This window comes from Acinetobacter sp. Ac8 (assembly GCF_055392545.1).
The window spans coordinates 2877727-2898442 of record NZ_AP043689.1 but is presented as its reverse complement, the minus strand read 5'-3'; the positions used below and the strand labels follow the sequence as shown (position 1 = coordinate 2898442).

Genomic DNA, 20716 nt, shown 5'->3' with positions numbered 1-20716 from the left:
CGAATAATTGAAGCTTTATTTGAATGATATGGATTGAATGAAACAGGGTAATCCATTCAAGCTATTGTTATCGAATTGGACAAAGAAGCAGTGAAATTTTATCGGGTGATAAATGGGTTTAGGATGACTAAGGTGATAATAATAAAAGCCCTGACTATTATTCAGTTAGGGCTGTATATATCTAAAAAGTCGGGCTTATAATGCCTTTAAACGTTCTGAACCAATCCAATGTTTAGAGAATTGATATGCTGCACGCCCTGAGCGTTGACCACGAGCTTGACACCATCTTAATGCTTCAGCACGAACATCATCAGCAAAGGGCATGTCTGCTTTTGCTAAATAATGCTCCACAATTTCTAAATAAAGATTTTGATCCATTGGATAAAACGACAACCACAAACCGAAACGATCTGATAATGAAATCTTTTCTTCGATGGCTTCTTGTGGATGCAACTCTTTATATTGCGGCACATCGACTTTAGTTACAGGCGTGTTTTCATGCATAAATTCAGGCAATAAATGACGACGGTTACTGGTTGCGTAAATCACAAAATTACTTGAGCCAGATTGTAGCGAGCCATCTAACACGCTTTTTAAACTACGGTAATTTTCATCTTCAGCATTAAATGCCAAGTCATCACAATAAACAATGAACTTTTCTGGACGATCTTTAATAATTTTTTGAATTTCTGGCAAGTCAGATAAATCATCTCGTTCAATTTCAATTAAACGTAAGCCTTGTTCTGCATACTGGGTAAGTAAAGAACGGACAATGGATGATTTTCCTGTGCCACGTGAGCCAGTCAGTAAAATGTCGTTGGCAGGTAAACCGTGTAGAAATTGTTCAGTATTTTGTAAAATTTTAGCTTTCTGACGTTCAATCCCTTTAAGATCATCCAAATGCATTGCTTTCGGGTTATAAATCGCTTTGAGTTGTTTATCGTGCCACCTAAAAGCCACTGCTGCAAAGTCAGTATCTTGTTTCTTTTCAGGAAGGACTTGATGTAACTGATCAAGAACAGTGGATAATTTTTGGATGATATTGTCAGGTAAGTCGAAAGTTGCCATATCCGTTCGCTATTTTCAGAAATTACAATGTGTGGTTGATATTAGCACAGTAATTTTATTGAGCTAATCTCAATAGGCGATAATTGGAATCTAAAGCAAGAATTAAATGACTTATGGTAATTGATTATCTGGTTATTTTTCAGCATAGTTTATCGACAGGTATTTAAAAGTGTCGGATTAAAAATCAAAGGAATATTAGAAATGTTATTAGAACTCACTCAAGATTTAAATCCGCATCAGGCTTATCGTATTAAAAAACTAAAAAGAAAACTGAAACATGCGGAAAACTATGAAGAGTGGAAATCTATAGCGTTAAAACTGGATGAAGAAACGGGGGCACATGAGTGGAAGCTGGATAATACCTCTCCATATTTTGATGCTGAAATTATTTCCCATCGGTTAAATTTATTGCGCCGTTACCGTCTGCAAAATCGCACCCAAGATTTGATGTATATCCTAAGAGAAGGATTTAGTCACGATGTTGCCAACATCGGGCATCCGATGCTATTTGCACATACCTATGTTGGAACTAAAAAAATAATCGAAGATTATATTGATGAAGTTAGCAATAGTTTGGCATTCATCGCTTCAGAAAGTTGCCAAGCTTTGTGTCATGAAAGCAAAAGGAAGTTTTTTGAAAACTGTGAAAAGGCCTATGGTCAGCCCGCACTGATGTTTTCAGGTGGTGCAACATTAGGTTTATTCCATAGCGGTGTCTGTAAAGCATTAATGGAACAAGACTTAATGCCAAAAGTACTTTCTGGTTCAAGTGCTGGGGCAATCATGACGGCGATGCTGGGGGTAAATGAACCGGGTGAGATTCCAAATTTGCTCAGTGGTGACCAGTTTTATAGTGAAGCTTTTCACTTCCGAAGCTTAAAAGAATTAATCAAAGGCAATGGTGGTTTTGCTGATGTCCGATATCTTAAAAAGTTCTTGGTCGAAAATTTAGGTGATGTAACCTTTCAGGAGGCGTTTGAAAAATCAGGCTTAGATATCAATGTCACTGTAGCGCCTTATGATGTCTCCCAAGAAGATGTACGAATCATGAATAAATATACCTCACCAGATTTATTGGTCTGGAGTGCAGTATTGGCATCATGTGCTGTACCTGTTTTATTTCCACCTGTGCGTTTGATCAGTAAACGTTACGATGGTGTACATACTCCTTATTTGGCAAATACACGTTGGGTAGACGGCAGTGTCCGCAATGATTTTCCCCAAGAGCGCATGTCACGTCTTTATAATTTGAATTACACCATTGCCAGTCAGGTGAATCCACATATTGTACCGTTTATGCAGAATGATGAAGAACGTTACCGTAGAGATTTACTGAGTTGGCCTGAACGTATTGTGCGTAGTCAAGGACGCATGGCTGCAATGGGGATCATGGACTTTGCCAGAGGTCGTATGGGACGAATTCCTTCTATGCGTCGTTTACTCGATCATGGTTACGGTATTATTGACCAGCGCTATTATGGTGATGTCAATATTATTGGGGAATATAGCTTGCGCCATTATAGCTATATGTTACAGAACCCACGTCCATATCTATTTAAGCTGTTGCAACGAGAAGGTGAGCGTGCAACTTGGCCAAAAATTTCAAGCATAGAAACACATGCGCGTATTGGTAAAACAATCCAACATTGTCTAGAAGTTTTGAATCATCCAATGACGAAAGATATACCTGCAGAACAATTGACCGAAGTATGAGCCAAAGTAGAATTCTTCCGGTTGCATATAATTCAATCCAAAGTCAAAAATTTGGTCGCCGTGTTTATCAAATTCAACAGGGACAGCAATGGTTTTGGTTGAAATTACAGCTCAAAAATTCAAATCGCTGTTATCAACAGCACTTTTTCAATGAGCTGAACTGTTATAGCGAGTTGAATGCATTAGAAACTGAAACTCAACCTGTATTGTTAAACTTTTCAATATTTGATCCATTTCAGCAATTTAAAATTGATGAAGAGGTCATTGATCAAGCTTTATGGGTGGAAGATGCCCCAAAACTTTTTCAGGATCTACCTGATCAACTTAGCTTGGCTGAAATTGGTAAGCGATTAGTACTCAGCTTAGATGTGCTTGAACATTTGCATGACTATGGTTATCTGCATGGTGATATCAAAGTTGAGCACTTTCGTGTTAAGGATGAGAAAATTTATTTGATTGACTTTGAACAGGCTGTAAACACCGCTCACGACGCAAATTTAACAAATATCGCAACACATACAGCAACACCACGGTATATGGCACCAGAATTGTTTCATGCGCAACCAAAATCATTTCAATCCGATATTTATGCGTTGGGAATCGTTTGGTTGGAGTGGTTGACACAACAGCGCTTATCGGCGAAAAGCTATCAAGATTGGGCATTTTTGCATTGTCAGCAGCTAAATGTGGTGTTACCACAGCAATTTAAAATTTTTGAAATGGTTTTAACAGAGATGTTAATGAAAAAAATAGGGAAACGTTGCTCAAATATTTATCAAATAAAACAAGTATTAAGCCAAATTGTTTAAACAAAAAGCAGTATTTGCAACATTTGTTTTTTATTTAAACAAACGAGTGTCTTTTTCGAAAAAAGGGCTTGTCATAATAAAACGATCTCTATAATATACACAGCCATTGGGGACGTGGCGAAATTGGTAGACGCACTGGATTTAGGTTCCAGCGCCGCAAGGTGTGAGAGTTCGAGTCTCTCCGTCCCCACCAAGCAATTCATTTTGTGGTACTAAAACAAAATGAAGGGTTATAGAGGATTGGTGTAATGGTAGCATGACGGTCTCCAAAACCGTTCGTCAAGGTTCGAATCCTTGATCCTCTGCCAAGTTATTTAAAAAGACTACAGCGTTAGTTTTTATTCGGGGACGTGGCGAAATTGGTAGACGCACTGGATTTAGGTTCCAGCGCCGCAAGGTGTGAGAGTTCGAGTCTCTCCGTCCCCACCAAATTTAAAAAAGCATGATGAAAATCATGCTTTTTTTTATGTCTAAATTTTTATTCTAACTATGCTGTATCTTGATTAAAGGTTTTTAGAATTAGAATTTTAGCCAAATCAATAAAAAGACCTAAACGAAATCGTTTAGGTCTTTTCAAAGAGAAACTTCATTTAGACACTTACTAAGCCTTTAAGTGATCTTCAAATTCTTCACCGAGCTGCATTGCTAAGTTATTACCAGATAAATCACAAGTGACTAAACCATATTCTTTTTTAAAGCTGAAAGTAAATCCTTTTCCATCAGCTAAATTTTTTACTGAATAGCCTAATTTTTCTAACCAAATACGAAAAGCGATTAAATTCTTTGCCTTTACAACCTTTTTCACAGAAGATCTCCTTAATTCCTGCCTATAAATTTAATAGGGGTGATCATTAAATTTTTAAAGGGGAAATTTGATGAAACTTATTTTTTATATCAATATTTGAGCAATTTGAGAAATAAGGCTTTTGTATCAATGCGTATTTTTTTGCTGCTAATATGGATGAAATGTGAATTTAATAAAAAATATTAAAATAAAACAATGGATTAATTAATTCTAAAAACTGTGTTTGTAATATTTTGATGCAAAGATATCAGTTTAAAAAAGCAGAATTTTTCTCATTTTCACTGTGGTTAAATGTAAGTAAATTTAACAGAAGCATGGGGATTACAGCTGTACAGGATGATGTTGATCTAAGAAATCTAAAATATCGCCAAACAGTTGTGTCTGATCTTTACCTAACGTCATGAGATGCCCAGTATTGGGATAACTTTAATTTGTTTTTTTGTAGAATTCACATGATTATAAATGGTTTGTGCACTGGGATAATGTGCATCATCTAACTCACCATACAATAAAAAGATAGGTGCGCGAATTAAAGAAATATCACTTATGGTTACGGCAACAAATTGATGAAATGGCTGTAGTTGTATTGCTGCTTTATTTTCTAAGCTTTTTAAGCCTAAACCTGTATGAGTGTTTTCAAATTGGTGGAGATATTCAGCATAGTGCTTTAGTCGCTTAAAAAGATCATTTACACTTCGATCCTGTGGCGCAGACATGCTAATACATGCATCAATTGGAAAGTGCTCAGTGAGTTTTAACGATAAAATTGCACCTAAAGAAACCCCAATGGCAGCAATATGCTTATAACCCTGATTTTCTAAGAATTGATAAGCATTATATGTATCTTGCCACCAATCCGCTGTCGTGTAATTGAGAAACTCATCAATCGTTAAACCATGCCCAGCGTAGCTAGGCACATAGCAAGTGTAGCCATGTTGATGCAGAAATTTTGCTAAGGCCTTCATATCTTGAACGGTACTGGTATAGGCATGTAATAACAGTACCGCCCGCTGCGAGGCTTTTAAAAACAGAGGCTTAGGCTGGCGCAGTTTAACATTGTAAAAACAATAATCGTGATTGCTTAAAAATGATCTTTCAATGCACGAATACGTGCAAATTCTTCAGCACTTTCAACACGTAAAAAGGGATTGGTTTCAAGTTCAAGTTCAATGGTGCTGGGCAAGGTGATTTTCCCTTGTTCACGAAGCTGTTTGATTTCTTCGGCACGTTGTTGTATCGCTCGGTTCTCTGGCTCGATATGCAAAGCAAATTGTGCATTAGAAAGCGTATATTCATGGGTGCAGTAAACTTTGGTTCTTGGTGGTAAAGCAGCAAGGCGATTGAGAGAGTGATAAAACTGTTCAGCAGTTCCTTCAAACATACGTCCACACCCCATAGCAAAAAGGGTATCACCACAGAAAACGCTGTCTAATGCATCAATAAAGTAAACGACATGTCCTAGGGTGTGACCTGGCACAGCAATAATGTCGATGTTTAATCCATGAAATTCAAATTGATCATCGTGTTGTAGTGGGTAGGTAATAAAAGGAATGTGACTCAGTTCAGCACGTGGCCCATAAACAGGAATATTATGATCTGCAATCAATTCTGGAACACCACCAATATGGTCTTTATGCCAGTGTGTAAGCCAAATTTGTTTTAAATTCAGTTGATGCTCAAGGCAATAATCTTCAACCAGCGATGCTTCTGTGGGGTCAATTGCAACGACATCGTGGCTGTGACTGTCTTCGATCAGCCAAATATAGTTTTGTAATTGATTTTTTACATCTATGACGTGAATTTTAAATTGCATCGTTGAATTCCATGGATATGCTGACACAAATTTAATCGCAAAATCAGGCCATAGACAAGTTGGAAAGCTGATTACGGGCTTATTAATGTGAAAACATATGTAATTCGGTTGTACGGCATTGTATTTGATTGAACAAACAAGTCTTGCGGTAGGTTGTTCTTTTAGAGAATAGCATATAGACCAATACGCTATTCTCACTAAAATTTAACAAGCCATTCCTTGGCTGATTTCTAATTTACTGAGTTTGCCATTTTTAAAACTAAAATCAACATAACTGCGATAGCCTGTTTCAAATTCAGCAGGATTTTTTAAAAATTCTTTGGCTTCCGACGCAGTTAACATTAAAACATGGGTGCCAGTTTTGGCACTGTTTGGAAAGTCTTTTTTAAATTGATTGATGCTATACAGATTGGTGATGGGTTTGTTGTTAATCAAAACGGCGTCTGTCATCTTTTGTGCATTTGTCCAAGAAAGCCAAATTCGCCCTTTGGTCGTACCAAGTTGTTGAAAAGTATTTTTGCTTTTATAAAAAGCGTCAGATTTAATCTGTGGATTTTCTTCACTAAAAATGTCAAATGTTAGATTTTTTCCTGATGCAGTAGAGATTGAGTATTCATAGTTTCCTGTACATTCTGAAAATGTTTTTATAGGTTTTTGAGAGGTTTTTCCAAGCAATTTTTCAATTTGTGTTGCACTTACTGCTTGGTTGAGCTCGACACCATTAACTTTCACTGTGGTGGTGTAATCTTCTGAATGTTGCGCAGCAAAACTGCAAATAGGTAGCATAAGGAGTAGTGAGGCGATGGTTTGGGTAAAATTATTCATTTCAAATATTTCTTAAGTTTTCTATAACTTAATCAGTTCTGAAGGATTGATCAAGAGCAGTTGATCAAATGAGTAGAATTAAAAAGGATCTATAAATTTTATAAGTATTTATATCTGTAGCTAACTCAAGAAATAAAAAATACCCTCAACAAGGAGGGTATTTTTTAGAACGAAGAACAACTGGAAATGGCAAGCAAGGATTATCGAAGTTTAGATAACCAATTTCCAAGACTCTGTACAATTTGTACAAGGATCAACAGGACAATCACAGTGAGATAAACCACACTTTGATCGAAACGTTGATAACCATAAGAAATTGCTAAATCACCAATACCGCCAGCGCCTACAGCACCCGCCATCGCTGTTGCACCAATCAAGCTAATGGTTGCTGTAGTAAGGCTCAGAATGAGTGAGCTACGAGATTCAGGGATAATAAATTTAAAAATAATCTGCCAAGGCGATGCACCCATTGCTTGTGCAGATTCAATAATCCCTTCGTTCACTTCAAGCAATGATGTTTCTACAAGACGACCAATATAAGGACCAACATAAATGGTCAAAGGTACAATCGCTGCCCAAGTACCAATAGTTGTACCCACGATCGCTTTAGTGAGTGGGAAAACCGCAATCAATAGGATAATGAAGGGTAGGGAACGTAGCGCATTGACGATAGGATTTAAAATCTGATAAACAGCGCGATTGGGTAAAATGCCATTAGGGCGAGTGACCAACAAGGTAATTGCTTGAACAAAGCCCCAAATAGTACCAAACAGCATTGCAAAAATGACCATTTGAATGGTTTCTTGCATCGCTGTAACAAATTGGTCAATGCTTAAAGAGCTTTTCCAAAATGGTGCTGTGAGCGTAGTGAGCCATTGTACAATGAGTTCTCTCATAATCTAACTCCTGACTGTTCCACCTTGACCCCATTTTTTTCAAAGAAATCTATGGTTTGGCGAATGCTTTCAGCATCTCCCAAAAGTTGTATAAACATTTGACCGATCACTGAACCATTAATTTCAGTCATATTGGCAAATAAAATATTTAAGCTGACATCAAATTGCTTAATTGCTGCTTGTACCACGGTCTCTTGTGCTGAAGTACCCAAAAATTGCAGACTATAAATACTTTTATGATTTTGATTTTCGAGATTGTTTAAGATATTAACAGGGAGCTGTTGCTGTAAAACGGTTTGAATAAAGTTTTTCGTCGTCGGGTGTTGCGGTTGACTAAAAATTTCTAAGGTGGAACCAGTTTCAATCACTTTGCCTTGTTCCATGACGGCAACAAAATCACAAACAGATTCAATTACATCCATTTCATGCGTAACCATGACAATGGTAATCCCTTGCTCTTGATTAATCTTTTTAAGCAAAGCAAGAACAGATTTCGTGGTTTGTGGATCAAGCGCAGAGGTTGCTTCATCACAAAGTAAAATTTTTGGGTGGTTGGCCAAGGCACGTGCAATACCGACACGTTGCTTTTGTCCTCCCGAGAGTTCATCTGGAAAAGCATCTTTTTTGTGCTTTAGATCAATAAACTCAAGTAACTCATTTAAACGTTTTTCACGTTGGTCTTTACTGACACCCAGCAACTTTAACGGCATTTCAATATTGTCAGCTACAGTTTTGGTTTGTAGCAAATTGAAATGCTGAAAAATCATGCCTATGTTTGCACGTTCTTGACGTAATGCACGTGCATCAAGTGCCGTAAAGTCTTTTTGATTAATGATGACTTGTCCTTGGTTAGGACGCTCAAGCAAGTTAATCAAACGGATTAAGGTACTTTTACCTGCACCACTATAGCCGATAATGCCAAAAATACTGCCCGCTGGAATCTCAAGATTAATCTGATCCAGTGCACGTATGGTTTGACCTTTCAACTCATAGTGTTTTGAAATGTTTTTAAATTCAATCATATCGTCAAAAACTATAGCAAAAAGAAAAAACAGGCAAATTCACTTTGCCTGTTTTATGAGGGTCTACAGACCTTTCATAAAAGAATGGTCAATAGACCTGATCCATTATAAAACTATTTTGATTCTGTAAGATAGCTTACAGGTTTATTCACATCAACTTTAGTTCCACCGAAGTGTTCTTGAACATATTTACCTACAGCAGGAACATGATATAACTCACCCACTTTTTTCAAAAGAGCATCGTCTTTACGTGCATCTGCAACAGCAAGTACGTTGACATTCATTTTGGTTGTTTGGTCAACTGGCTCATAATAAACCGAATCTTTAAGCACGTTTAATCCGCCTTCCATTGCCAAAGTATTACCTAAAACAATTGCATCAACTTCATCTTTAGCACGTACCGCAGTCGCCATTTGAATAGGTTTGATGACAATTTTCTTTGCATTTTCAGTAATATCAGCAGGCGTGCCTTTAACTAAATCAAAGCCATCTTTCAATTTGATGAGACCAGCAGATTGTAAAAGTAACAATGCGCGTGATTCATTTGCGCCATCATTTGGAATAGCAATGGTTGCACCATTGGCAAACTCTTCAACTTTTTTAATTTTACTAGAGTAAATACCCATTGGCTCTAAATATGTTGTAGAGATTGGTGCAATTTTTTCTTTGTTGGATTGATTGAAAGCAACAAGATATGCATAAGATTGGAATGCATTGATATCGACTTCTTTGTTTGCCACAGCAGTATTCATTGCAACATAGTCAGTAAAGTTTTTAACTTCTAGTTTAATTCCAGCTTGTTTTGTTTCTGGTAATGTTGCGATATAGCGCCAAATATCTGCATCAGAACCTGTAGAAGCCATGGTAACGACTTGTTCTTTACCTGCATCTGCTTGGGCAGCATCATTTTTTGGAGCTTCTTGTTTTCCACAAGCAGAAAGAGTGAGCACAGACGCGCTAAGTAAAACGCCAAACAGCTTTTTCATGAATAAATCCTAAGTAGCAAATGCAGTAGAATTTTGTCCTTTGCATTCTCGATCATTTAAATCGAATTTTTAACATTTTGAAAATAAATAATGCGGTGACGTACTTGTCTGATTGCGCTATCTATATTCTTTACATTTGAGGATTAGCAGTCTGTTTTAAAAGAATTTTAATTGTTTAAAACAGACTCTAAAGATTTGTTTATCATATCAATAAATGAAAATTATACATAGTGGCTGCGTGTTGACATTGGGTAGTGATGTCGTTGTTTGAATATCAATGTTTTTATTAATTTAATAAAGAAAACAAATGCTTTTGTTGAATGCTAAACGATAAATGTTTAAATTTTATACTTATTCATAATATATAAATTTTTTAGGATTTATTATCTTTTTTTTGAATAAGTAAAATAAAATTAGATCTGTACCTATAGCAGTACAGTGATAAACATTATTAGGGGGTGCTAGGCGAGATGGGGGGATTTTATTCAAACAGTGATTGACATTGACACCACTGTCATACTTTAGCATGCAGATCTTATCTAACTCAAAGAGATCAATAAATGAAATTAATCATCTTTCTTTTAAACAGTTTTTTATTGCTAAATACTGCATATGCTCAAAATAATGTCTATATCATTCATGGTTATGGTGCAAAGGTAGATGATCATTGGTTTAATTATCTTGAGGAAAATTTACAAGATAAAAATACTAAAGTTGTAAAGATCGCATTGCCGAACTCCAGCAACCCAAAGCTTTTACAGTGGAAGCAAACCTTAAAAAATAATATTGCTCAAATTGATCAGCATACATTTTTTGTTGCGCACAGTTTAGGATGTATTACGCTGCTTGATTTCCTGTCTGAATCTGATTTTCAACAGATAGGTGGTGTTGTCTGTGTATCGGGATTTTCGAATAAATTGGTAGTACTACCTCAACTGGATTCATATATCACTGAAACGAATAAGGATTTTTCTTTTAAAAATAAAATATTAAATCGAAAAATGTTTATATCGAGTAATGATCAATATGTTCCAACTGATTTAAGTATCTCGTTGGCAGAAAAATTAGAGTTTCCTTATGAGATTATTCCCAATGCTGGACATTTTCTAGCGAGTGATGGATATCGGGAATTTCCTCAATTATTAGATTGGCTTCAAATGATCATTGGTGGTGTTGAGGAGGTCGGTGATTCAAATGATTCAGCACAAAATCAATCAAGGTAATTAACTTATATTTATTATTCTGGAAGAACATTACTCACTAAAAATTTACCAAATAAAAAACCCGCCAAGGCGGGTTTTACAACTCAATCAGATTTAAGCATTTTCACGAGCAATTGCACGGTAACCAATATCTTTACGATATTGAACACCATCAAAAGTCACTTTTTGGCAAAGTTCCAAGGCTTTCGCTTGCGCTTCACCAATTGTGTTGCCTAACGCTGTTACGCAAAGTACACGACCGCCAGCAGTCACTACATCGCCATTGGCATTGTTTGCAGTACCAGCATGGAAAATTTTCGCATCTGTCATTTGGGTATCTAAACCCGAAATCACGTCATCTTTGCTCGAAGTTTCAGGATAGCCTTTAGACGCAAGCACAATACCAACAGTTTTACGCTCATCCCACGCAGCTTCAGCGGGTAAGTTACCGGCAATACCGGCTTCTACTAAATCAACCAAAGAAGATTTTAAGCGCATCATGATCGGTTGAGTTTCAGGGTCACCAAAACGGCAGTTAAACTCAATGACACGGGGTTGCCCTTGCTCATCGATCATCAAACCAGCATACAAGAAACCTGTGTAAGTATGACCATCAGCCTTCATACCATCTACAGTTGGACGCATGACTTCTTTCATGACTCTGTCAAAAACATCTGCAGTCACAACTGGTGCAGGGGAATACGCACCCATACCACCCGTATTTGGACCTTGGTCAGCTTCAAAGATACGTTTATGGTCTTGTGACGTTGCCATAGGTAGGATGTTGTCACCATCAATCATACAAATGAACGATGCTTCCTCACCCTCAAGGAATTCTTCAATAACAACACGCGAACCTGCATCACCAAATTTATTGCCTGCAAGCATGTCATCAATTGCATCAAATGCTTCTTGATTGGTCATCGCAACAATGACGCCTTTACCTGCAGCAAGGCCATCTGCCTTAATTACGATTGGTGCACCATTTTTTTCTACAAATGCTTTGGCTGCATCCACTTCTGTGAATACATCATAAAATGCTGTAGGAATGTTATGACGTTTTAAAAAGTGTTTGGCGAAAGCTTTAGAGCCTTCAAGTTGTGCTGCAAATTGGGTTGGTCCCCAAATTTTAAGGCCAGCTGCTCGTCCTGCATCGACCACACCATTTACAAGCGGTGCTTCAGGACCAACAATAATGAGGTCAACGGCATTATTTTTTGCAAAGTCGATAATGGCAGGGTTGTTGAGAATATCTAAAGCAACATTTTCACATTTATGTTCAGTTGCTGTACCCGCGTTTCCTGGTGCAACAAAAACTTTAGTGACTTGATCGTCTTGCGCAATTTTCCATGCCAATGCATGTTCACGACCACCACTACCCAAAACTAATATGTTCATCTTATGTATCCTTTTTTAATCCCTCCCAACCTCCCTTTATACAGGAAGGGGTATCACGAATTTAAAGAGTCCTGTAGTTCGTGACAAGTCCCTCTTATGAAAAGAGGGACTTAGGGGGATTTTTAAATAATGATTTATTGTGAATTAGTGACGGAAATGACGCATACCCGTGAAGACCATTGCAATACCAGCTTCATCTGCTGCTGCAATTGTTTCTTCATCACGCATTGAACCACCCGGTTGGATAATACATTTGATACCAGCTTTTGCAGCGTTATCAATACCATCACGGAATGGGAAGAATGCATCAGATGCCATAACAGCACCTTCAACCACTAAACCTGCATGTTCAGCTTTGATCGCTGCGATACGTGCAGAGTTTACACGGCTCATTTGACCAGCACCGACACCAATGGTTTGACGGCCTTTAGCATAAACGATAGCATTGGATTTAACGTATTTGGCAACTTTCCAAGCAAAGATTAAATCATCGATTTCTGCTTCAGTAGGGGCACGCTTAGTCACTACTTTAAGATCATCTTTAGTGATCATGCCAAGGTCTTGGTCTTGAACCAATAAACCGCCATTGACACGTTTATAATCGTATTGTGAAGCACGTTCATCAATTTTAGGAAGTTCGCCACATACCAGAACACGGACGTTTTTCTTTGCGCCAGTCACTTCAAGTACACCATCGGCAATACTTGGTGCAATAATCACTTCAACAAATTGACGGTCAACAATTGCTTGAGCTGTAACAACATCTAACTCTCGGTTAAATGCAATGATGCCACCAAATGCTGATTCTGGGTCAGTTGCATAAGCAAGATCGTATGCAGCTTTAAGACCGTCTAACGATACTGCAACACCACATGGATTTGCATGTTTAACAATGACACACGCTGGTTTTGCAAATGATTTGACACATTCAAGTGCTGCATCTGTATCCGCGATATTGTTATAAGAAAGTTCTTTACCTTGTAACTGCTTAGCAGTTGAAACTGATGCTTCAGTTGCAGTCGATTCTACATAGAAAGCAGCGGATTGATGTGGATTTTCACCATAACGAAGATCTTGTACTTTATTTAACTGGGTATTGAAAGTACGAGCAAATTTGTCAGCTTGACCTTCTTCTTTACCAACACGTGCACCGAGGTAACAAGCAATCATGCCGTCATACTGGGCAGTATGTTCAAATGCTTTAACCGCTAAATCGAAACGAGTCGCATAAGATAAAGCACCATCCGCTTTAAGTTCTGCAATTACAGTTTCATAATCAGTTGCATTTACGATGATCCCCACAGAAGCATGGTTTTTCGCAGCTGCACGAACCATTGTTGGGCCACCAATGTCAATATTTTCAATTGCATCTGCAAGCGAGCAGTCTGGTTTAGCAACAGTAGCAGCAAAAGGATAAAGGTTTACGACAACAAGATCGATTGCATCGATGTTGTGTTCAGCCATGACAGCTTCGTCTAGACCACGACGAGCCAAAATGCCTCCATGAATTTTAGGATGCAGTGTTTTTACACGACCATCCATCATTTCTGGGAAGCCTGTGTGCTCTGAAACTTCAACTACAGTCACATTGTTGTCTTTAAGCAACTTATATGTACCGCCAGTAGATAAAATTTCCACCCCAAGAGCAACAAGGTTCTGGGCAAATTCAACGATCCCGGTTTTATCAGAAACAGAGATTAAAGCGCGTTTAATAGTCATGATCTTCGTCAACAGTTTTTAAGTCTAGAGATTGAACAGGTAGGCAAAATATAGTTAAAAAAAATGCCCACGCAAGCCGTGAGCATTTTATCATTTATTCACTCATTAAACCGTGAGCTTTTAACTTTTTGCGTAAAGTGCCACGGTTCAGTCCGAGAATCTCAGCAGCGCGAGTCTGATTCCCGCGTGTGTATTCTAAGACAACAGATAAAAGAGGTTTCTCCATTTCTGCTAGCACCATGTCGTACACTTGTGATGGTTGCTCACCTTGCAATTGTGCAAAATAGTGACGAACTGCGCGATCTACGTGAATACGAAGAGCGACGTCAGATTGTGCAGTAAAAATAGGAGATTTGCTATTCATGCGAGTTAATCCGAAAATCAAAATATTACTTGGGTAAAGTAATATATAAATGTGGTCTAAAAAAATCTGAGCTCCGTTTTAGATCCTAAAACGGTTGGCTCTAAAACAAGAACAATTAGCTTGCCACAAATCGTCGAGTTGAGTGAAAAATAAGCGTAACAATAGATTAATATTTGTTACAACACTCTTTTAAACAAAAAAATGTTCTACATGCGCGATATTGGATATAAAGCACATAACAAAACAGTATTTTTTTTGAAAAAATGCGAGGAGTTTGCAGGACAAAGCTTTCGTGGCGCGTATGATACCATTGTCTAAGAAAAAATGAGCAAGAAAACTACATTTTTTTTCATTTTTTTATAATTTTTTTTAATTTTAAGGGTGAATAATGTCTAATTGGTACTGATCAAAACTTTTTCTTGGCTCTGTAACAACAAATTTAAAAGGATATGGGCTATTTTTAGGAATACGCTTAATTCCAACTAAACTTTCAATCAGATATTGCTCAGGTGTAATCACATGTGTAGCAATGACTTTATTTTGAGCTTTTAAAGTGACTCTTATGAGGGGTAATTCTAAGCTTTTAGAATATTGGTTATTGAGTTGACCCGAAAATTGAGTCTCCTGTCTATCAAGTGCTTTAACTTTAAGATGACTAATCACAATTTGTTTATAGCGTTGATCAACAGTATCACACTGTAAGACGGCACAGGTTTGGGTAAAGACAGTATTCAAAAACGGATAACGATCAGTTAAGTTTGGATTAAACCAAAGGATTTGAAATAATAAAATGCTGAGCAGAGCAAGATTGATCAAGCTCCACGCCAGATAATAAAACGTACTTTTGGGTTTTACTAAATGTTGCCCGTGGTTATTTAAACCTTGTGATAGGTTTAAGCTTGGAATGTTATTGACCGGTTCATTGTTGAAATAATTCAAATTGTTTAAGTATGTTCTTAAATCAATATTGGAGTTTTCAATTTTACGATTAAAAATATCTAAAACATTGGTTTCGATTTGTCGTTTCGTCGTAATGAGGTTTTGTGCCTGACTTTGCACGACAGTCTCAGGATCGATCTTGTGTTGAGCAGGTTGACTGTTTTGTAAATGAATTAATGCATTAAAATTATGTGAACATTTCGGACAACAAACCATACCCTGCGCAACAGTGAGTTGCGTAACTGATACTTTATAAACTGAAGCACAATTTGGGCATCGGGTTTGTTTTTCGGTCATAAATATTTATATTTTCATAGATTAAACAGCCTTACGCGACCCAGAAATTCTGCACCAGGTTTCTTCACGTTTCTCGACTTCTACTATATCAAAAAATTCAGAATAAATACTAGAAACATCAGTAACTTGCTCTTCAATTACGCCAGCAAGTGCGAACTCTCCCTCAGATTTAATCAAAGTTGAGAATTCTTTAGCAAGAGACATAAGTGGGCCTGCCAGAATATTTGCAACTAAAATATCAGCCTGTTGGTTTTTAAATTCTGCATTGAACTCTTCAGGTAATCCAACATAAAGATTTTCAAGAACACCATTCAGCTCAGCATTTTGTTTGGTTGCTAAGACGGCTTGTGGATCGATATCTGTTGCATAGACTTTCTTTGCACCTAAAAGCAGTGCTGCAACACCGAGGATGCCTGAACCACAACCATAATCAATCACCACTTTATCTTTAACATCGGTTTTGCCTAACCATTGTAGACAAAGGAAAGTAGATGCATGGTTACCCGTACCAAATGCTAAGCCTGGATCAAGTTTGATATTGACTGCATCCGCTTCTGGTGGTTCTAACCATTCAGGTACGATCCAATACTTTTCACCAATTTGAATTGGTTCATAGTAATCCATCCAAGAACGTTCCCATACTTGGTCTTCAAGAAATTCACTACGCATCGGTTCAGTTGGGAGTTGGGTGCGAATGAATGTTTCTAGTGCTGTTACATCAATGTCTTCGCCTTCTTCTTGCGCGTAGATTCCTGTAACAATCACTTTATTCCATAGCGGAGTTTCGCCAGGGAGTGGTTCAAGCAAGTCTTGGTTTTCAGCATCATCTAATGTCACGCTGACTGCGCCTAAAGAACTTAACAAGGTTTCAGTAAAATCAACTTGAGCTTGTTCTACAGTAATATGAATTTGTAACCACTTCACGGCAAAGACCTAAATCGTTTTCTTAAAGGCAGTATTGTAGCCGAAACTGGGAAGTTACGCTTATATTCAGTAGCAAAATAAAAAATGGATGCTTAAGCATCCATTTTAGTTGAGGCACATGATGGCTTTATATCGCAGGTTCAGTTTCAGTTGCTGCATGTCTTGAAATTAAGGCACCAAAAATAGCAGCGAAAATATACATAAAGATTGAGTAAACCGCGGCAGGCATTGCGACAGTAGAATTTGCGATGACAGTTAAAGCAATTGTCATGGCTAAGGTACTATTATGAATGCCGATCTCGAATGCACATGCGCGTGCTTGAGCACTATTAATACCGAGTAATCTTGGAACAAAGTAGCCAATAACCAAACTGCAAATACAGAAAATCACCGTGGCTAGGCCGACTTGAGTCAGGTATTCCATGATATGTGCACGTTCTTTGGTGATTGCCCCAATAATAATGAGAATCAAAAACACCACTGAGAAAATTCTTAAAGGTTTACTTAATTTTTCAGTAAAGTGTGGCGCATAATGTCGAATGAGCATGCCGATACATACAGGAATTAAAATAATTGCAAAGACTTGCAGTATTTTACTGAACTGCATGGTGATTTGTTGCCCATCATTCATAAAATATTGAATCGAAAAGTTTACGATCAAAGGCAAGGTAAAGGCAGCAATGACTGAGTTAATTGCAGTTAAGGTAATATTAAGTGCAATATCACCTTTAAATAAATAACTAAATAGATTGGCGGTACTTCCTCCAGGTGAGGCTGCAAGCAACATTAAACCAACGGCAAGCAAAGGCGGGAGTGCAAGCACTTTACAAATGATAAAAGCAATACCGACCAACAGTACCAATTGACAGAATAACGCAATCAATACAGCTTTAGGGTGTTTAGAAACTCGCGCAAAATCTTTTGGAGTAAGTTCTAAACCGAGTCCAATCATAATAATGGCGAGGGCGAGGGGAAGCATTATGGTAATTATCCCTGAATCCATAGTTTCATCCTTTTTGTTGTTTTTACATCAATTCAATATGTGAATATTCCATACTCGATTTGAGTGTAATCGAAAGGTATCAAATTGAAAAATGAAATCTATGACTCAGAAATCTTCTTGAAAATATGTGTTTTAAATATATAGCATTAGGCCGAATAACAATTGATTCATCGTAGACGTAAAACTATATGGATACTGATATTAATCAAGTCTACGCGCAGACTTGAAATAAAAAAGGTGCTCCATTTTTTAATGGAACACCTTTTTTGCTCATCCATGCTATTTATAAAAGCAAGTATTTATAAAAGCATATGTCTAAGCTTAAGCAGATTATTGTGCTTGGATCGGATCTTCGCTTGGAGCGGCTTGACTCGGTTGCTCCATTGCAGGTTGTTCTGCTTGTGATGCATCATTTGTTGCTGGTGCATCGGCACTCGCTGGAGCAGATTGTTCTACAGCTGGGCGGTTTTCAATCGCTGGTTCAGGTGCTGCAGCAGCGGCAGTTGGGTTGCCACCTGCAGGTGCTGGGAAGCTAAATTGTAATTTACCATTTTCATTTGGTTCACATGTACCGTTAAAAGTTACACCTTTGTTGGCGTAGGTGACCCAGTCACCTTGTTTTTTCTTGGCACATACCTGAATTTGCTTTTTCACTTCGGCTTTGCTGGTGTTTTCATCAGCAGCATGGGCAAAACTAAATGCAACACAACTGAGTAAAGATGCTGTAATTACTTTAGACATGGTATTTTTCATCATGATATTCCTTATATATAAAGTCTCGAAAAAAATAATTTGTCCGTGTATTGTCTATCGTATCGTGAGTTTTTGATAAGTTAAATTCTATTTGTAGGGCAGTCATGAAACGAAGTGTCAATTTATGTTGCCTATGTATAAGAGATGTTTAATCGTTCATACGCATGATTGAAGGAAATAATATTTGTAAAACTGCCTAAAACTAGAAGTAAAATTTTGCTATAATTTCCTGTCATTCTTTTATCTCTCATTTATCACTATGCATTATCCTAAAGTTTACGATGTCATTGTTATCGGTGGCGGTCACGCAGGTACGGAAGCGGCACTGGCTGCGGCGCGTATGGGTCGACAGACTCTGCTTTTGACTCATAACATTGAGACTTTAGGGCAGATGAGCTGTAACCCAGCCATTGGTGGTATTGGTAAATCTCACCTTGTTCGCGAAATTGACGCCTTAGGTGGTGCAATGGCATTGGCTGCAGACAAGGGCGGTATTCAATTTCGTATTTTGAACTCGCGTAAAGGCGCAGCTGTACGTGCAACTCGTGCACAAGCTGACCGTATCCGTTATAAAGCCGCGATTCGTCATACACTTGAAAATCAAGCCAATTTAGATATTTTTCAACAATCTGCAGATGACTTAATTGTTGAAGGCGATACGGTTAAAGGTGTAGTGACCCAAATGGGTATTCGCTTTGATGCGAAAACTGTGGTGTTAACCACAGGTACATTCTTAGGTGGCGTGATTCACGTTGGGCTAAATAATTCGTCAGGTGGACGAGCAGGCGATCCACCATCAATTTCGTTAGCAGCTCGTTTACGTGAATTAAACTTGCCAGTAGGTCGTCTAAAAACTGGTACACCACCACGTATTGATGCACGTTCTGTCGATTTTTCTGTGATGATTCCACAACCGGGTGATTTCCCATCACCAACCATGTCATTTATGGGGGATGCTTCGATGCATCCTGAGCAAGTTAATTGCTATATCACGCATACCAATGCGCGTACTCATGAGATTATTCGTGGTGGTTTAGACCGTTCGCCGATGTATACCGGGGTGATTGAAGGTGTAGGTCCACGTTATTGCCCATCGATTGAGGATAAAATTCATAAATTTGCAGATAAAGATTCGCATCAGGTATTCCTTGAGCCAGAAGGCTTGGATACACACGAGCTTTATCCAAATGGTATTTCAACATCTTTACCATTTGATGTGCAGTTTGAGTTGGTACGCTCTATCCGTGGTATGGAGAATGCACACATTCTTCGTCCAGGCTATGCAATTGAATATGATTATTTCAATCCGCAGTCTTTGAAATTCTCACTTGAAACCAAATCGATTAATAACTTGTATTTTGCAGGTCAAATTAACGGTACAACAGGTTATGAAGAAGCTGGTGCACAAGGTTTATTGGCGGGCTTAAATGCTGCACGTCGTGCGTGGGATCAAGAGCAATGGACGCCTAAACGTGATGAAGCGTATATGGGCGTTTTGGTCGACGATTTGATTACCTTAGGTACCAAAGAACCGTACCGTATGTTTACCTCTCGTGCAGAATACCGTTTGATGCTTCGTGAAGATAATGCTGATCAACGTTTAACAGCAATTGGCCGTGAAATGGGCTTGGTTGATGATGAGCGTTGGGCTTCTTATTGTGAAAAAATGGAAGCAGTCGAAAAAGAAACAGGTCGTTTACAACACCTTTGGGCTGCACCGAACAATCCAATGGGTAAAAAATTCGTTGAATTGACAGGTGCTGATCTTTCTAAAGAATGTTCTGCAATCGATTTACTTAAACGCCCAAATATCAACTTTGCACAAATTGCTGAATTAACTGGTTCTGAAGTATCTGCATTTGTTGGTGAGCAGATTGAAATTGCTGTGAAATACGAAGGTTATATCAATCGTCAGCAAGAAGATGTTGCGCAAATGAAGCGTTTGGAAGATACCAAAATTCCAGCTGATTTTGATTATGATATCGTTTCAGGGCTTTCTCGTGAAATCACCATGAAACTGAAAAATGTATTACCTGAAACATTGGCACAAGCCAGCCGTATTCCGGGTGTAACACCTGCTGCCGTTCAATTGGTGATGATTACAATTCGTAAAAATAACCAAGCGAGAAAATCAGCTTAAGATTTTGAATTGTAAGAAACCCGCTATATGCGGGTTTTTT

19 protein-coding genes and 3 tRNA genes are annotated in these 20716 nt (G+C 38.0%); 7 read left to right on the top strand and 15 right to left on the bottom strand.

The annotated features are described in order from the left end of the window. Positions 1-195: 195 nt before the first annotated feature. The gene (locus ACZ5QH_RS13775; RefSeq protein WP_004822502.1) at positions 196-1068 is read right to left on the bottom strand and encodes an ATP-binding protein; all 873 of its coding nucleotides are present in this window, start codon (positions 1066-1068) and stop codon (positions 196-198) included. A gap of 201 nt (positions 1069-1269) precedes the next feature. Here ACZ5QH_RS13775 and ACZ5QH_RS13770 point away from each other — a divergent pair, with 201 nt between their 5' ends. The 5 genes from ACZ5QH_RS13770 to ACZ5QH_RS13750 all read left to right on the top strand — a co-directional run bounded on the left by ACZ5QH_RS13770 (position 1270) and on the right by ACZ5QH_RS13750 (position 4019). Continuing rightward, positions 1270-2781, top strand: coding sequence for a DUF3336 domain-containing protein (locus ACZ5QH_RS13770; protein WP_303577884.1), 1512 nt, complete (start codon positions 1270-1272; stop codon positions 2779-2781). After that, the gene (locus ACZ5QH_RS13765) at positions 2778-3590 is read left to right on the top strand and encodes a protein kinase domain-containing protein (RefSeq protein WP_303577885.1); all 813 of its coding nucleotides are present in this window, start codon (positions 2778-2780) and stop codon (positions 3588-3590) included. Before ACZ5QH_RS13770 ends, ACZ5QH_RS13765 begins: the two co-directional genes overlap by 4 nt. Positions 3591-3698: 108 nt before the next feature. Further along, positions 3699-3783, top strand: a tRNA-Leu gene (locus ACZ5QH_RS13760). A gap of 41 nt (positions 3784-3824) precedes the next feature. Then, a tRNA-Trp gene (locus ACZ5QH_RS13755) sits at positions 3825-3898 on the top strand. 36 nt (positions 3899-3934) lie between these two features. Further along, a tRNA-Leu gene (locus ACZ5QH_RS13750) sits at positions 3935-4019 on the top strand. A 172-nt stretch (positions 4020-4191) separates the two neighbouring features. Here the strand turns inward: ACZ5QH_RS13750 and ACZ5QH_RS13745 are convergent. The 7 genes from ACZ5QH_RS13745 to ACZ5QH_RS13715 all read right to left on the bottom strand — a co-directional run bounded on the left by ACZ5QH_RS13745 (position 4192) and on the right by ACZ5QH_RS13715 (position 9937). Next, positions 4192-4395, bottom strand: a complete 204-nt coding sequence (locus ACZ5QH_RS13745; RefSeq protein WP_004719296.1) for a hypothetical protein — start codon at positions 4393-4395, stop codon at positions 4192-4194. Between the two features lie 398 nt (positions 4396-4793). Next, positions 4794-5360: an alpha/beta hydrolase gene (locus ACZ5QH_RS13740; protein ID WP_303577797.1), complete on the bottom strand. Its 567-nt coding sequence runs from the start codon at positions 5358-5360 to the stop codon at positions 4794-4796. Between the two features lie 116 nt (positions 5361-5476). Further along, positions 5477-6208, bottom strand: a complete 732-nt coding sequence (gene gloB / locus ACZ5QH_RS13735) for a hydroxyacylglutathione hydrolase (RefSeq protein WP_034613366.1) — start codon at positions 6206-6208, stop codon at positions 5477-5479. A gap of 204 nt (positions 6209-6412) precedes the next feature. Then, complete coding sequence (locus ACZ5QH_RS13730) at positions 6413-7033, bottom strand: hypothetical protein (protein WP_303577798.1); 621 nt, start codon at positions 7031-7033, stop codon at positions 6413-6415. 200 nt (positions 7034-7233) lie between these two features. Continuing rightward, on the bottom strand, positions 7234-7929 hold the full coding sequence (locus ACZ5QH_RS13725; RefSeq protein ID WP_004719300.1) for a methionine ABC transporter permease: 696 nt from the start codon (positions 7927-7929) through the stop codon (positions 7234-7236). After that, entirely contained in the window at positions 7926-8951 is a 1026-nt protein-coding gene (locus ACZ5QH_RS13720) for a methionine ABC transporter ATP-binding protein (protein ID WP_004719301.1), read from the bottom strand. The genes ACZ5QH_RS13725 and ACZ5QH_RS13720 overlap by 4 nt, the downstream gene beginning before the upstream one ends. Before the next feature lie 113 nt (positions 8952-9064). After that, positions 9065-9937, bottom strand: a complete 873-nt coding sequence (locus tag ACZ5QH_RS13715) for a MetQ/NlpA family ABC transporter substrate-binding protein (protein ID WP_004719302.1) — start codon at positions 9935-9937, stop codon at positions 9065-9067. Between the two features lie 560 nt (positions 9938-10497). Between ACZ5QH_RS13715 and ACZ5QH_RS13710 the strand changes: the two genes are divergently transcribed. Next, complete coding sequence (locus ACZ5QH_RS13710; protein ID WP_303577799.1) at positions 10498-11160, top strand: RBBP9/YdeN family alpha/beta hydrolase; 663 nt, start codon at positions 10498-10500, stop codon at positions 11158-11160. A gap of 93 nt (positions 11161-11253) precedes the next feature. Here the strand turns inward: ACZ5QH_RS13710 and purD are convergent, their stop codons facing one another. The 7 genes from purD to ACZ5QH_RS13675 all read right to left on the bottom strand — a co-directional run bounded on the left by purD (position 11254) and on the right by ACZ5QH_RS13675 (position 18536). Next, on the bottom strand, positions 11254-12537 hold the full coding sequence (gene purD, locus ACZ5QH_RS13705; RefSeq protein WP_239045386.1) for a phosphoribosylamine--glycine ligase: 1284 nt from the start codon (positions 12535-12537) through the stop codon (positions 11254-11256). Between the two features lie 144 nt (positions 12538-12681). After that, positions 12682-14256 carry a bifunctional phosphoribosylaminoimidazolecarboxamide formyltransferase/IMP cyclohydrolase gene (gene purH / locus ACZ5QH_RS13700; RefSeq protein WP_303577800.1) on the bottom strand — a complete coding sequence of 525 codons (1575 nt, stop codon included), beginning with the start codon at positions 14254-14256 and terminating at the stop codon, positions 12682-12684. Between the two features lie 94 nt (positions 14257-14350). Then, on the bottom strand, positions 14351-14620 hold the full coding sequence (fis, locus tag ACZ5QH_RS13695; RefSeq protein WP_001086304.1) for a DNA-binding transcriptional regulator Fis: 270 nt from the start codon (positions 14618-14620) through the stop codon (positions 14351-14353). 375 nt (positions 14621-14995) lie between these two features. Continuing rightward, complete coding sequence (locus ACZ5QH_RS13690) at positions 14996-15856, bottom strand: zinc-ribbon and DUF3426 domain-containing protein (RefSeq protein ID WP_303577801.1); 861 nt, start codon at positions 15854-15856, stop codon at positions 14996-14998. Positions 15857-15877: 21 nt separating this feature from the next. Continuing rightward, on the bottom strand, positions 15878-16780 hold the full coding sequence (gene prmA, locus ACZ5QH_RS13685; protein WP_303577802.1) for a 50S ribosomal protein L11 methyltransferase: 903 nt from the start codon (positions 16778-16780) through the stop codon (positions 15878-15880). A 127-nt stretch (positions 16781-16907) separates the two neighbouring features. Continuing rightward, entirely contained in the window at positions 16908-17783 is an 876-nt protein-coding gene (locus tag ACZ5QH_RS13680) for a bile acid:sodium symporter family protein (protein WP_004822467.1), read from the bottom strand. A gap of 330 nt (positions 17784-18113) precedes the next feature. Continuing rightward, positions 18114-18536, bottom strand: a complete 423-nt coding sequence (locus tag ACZ5QH_RS13675) for a hypothetical protein (RefSeq protein WP_004719309.1) — start codon at positions 18534-18536, stop codon at positions 18114-18116. A 259-nt stretch (positions 18537-18795) separates the two neighbouring features. On the opposite strand from ACZ5QH_RS13675, the gene mnmG reads away from it, so the two are divergent. Continuing rightward, positions 18796-20676 (top strand): tRNA uridine-5-carboxymethylaminomethyl(34) synthesis enzyme MnmG, encoded by a 1881-nt coding sequence (mnmG, locus tag ACZ5QH_RS13670; protein WP_004719311.1) that lies wholly within the window; start codon positions 18796-18798, stop codon positions 20674-20676. Positions 20677-20716: the final 40 nt, after the last annotated feature.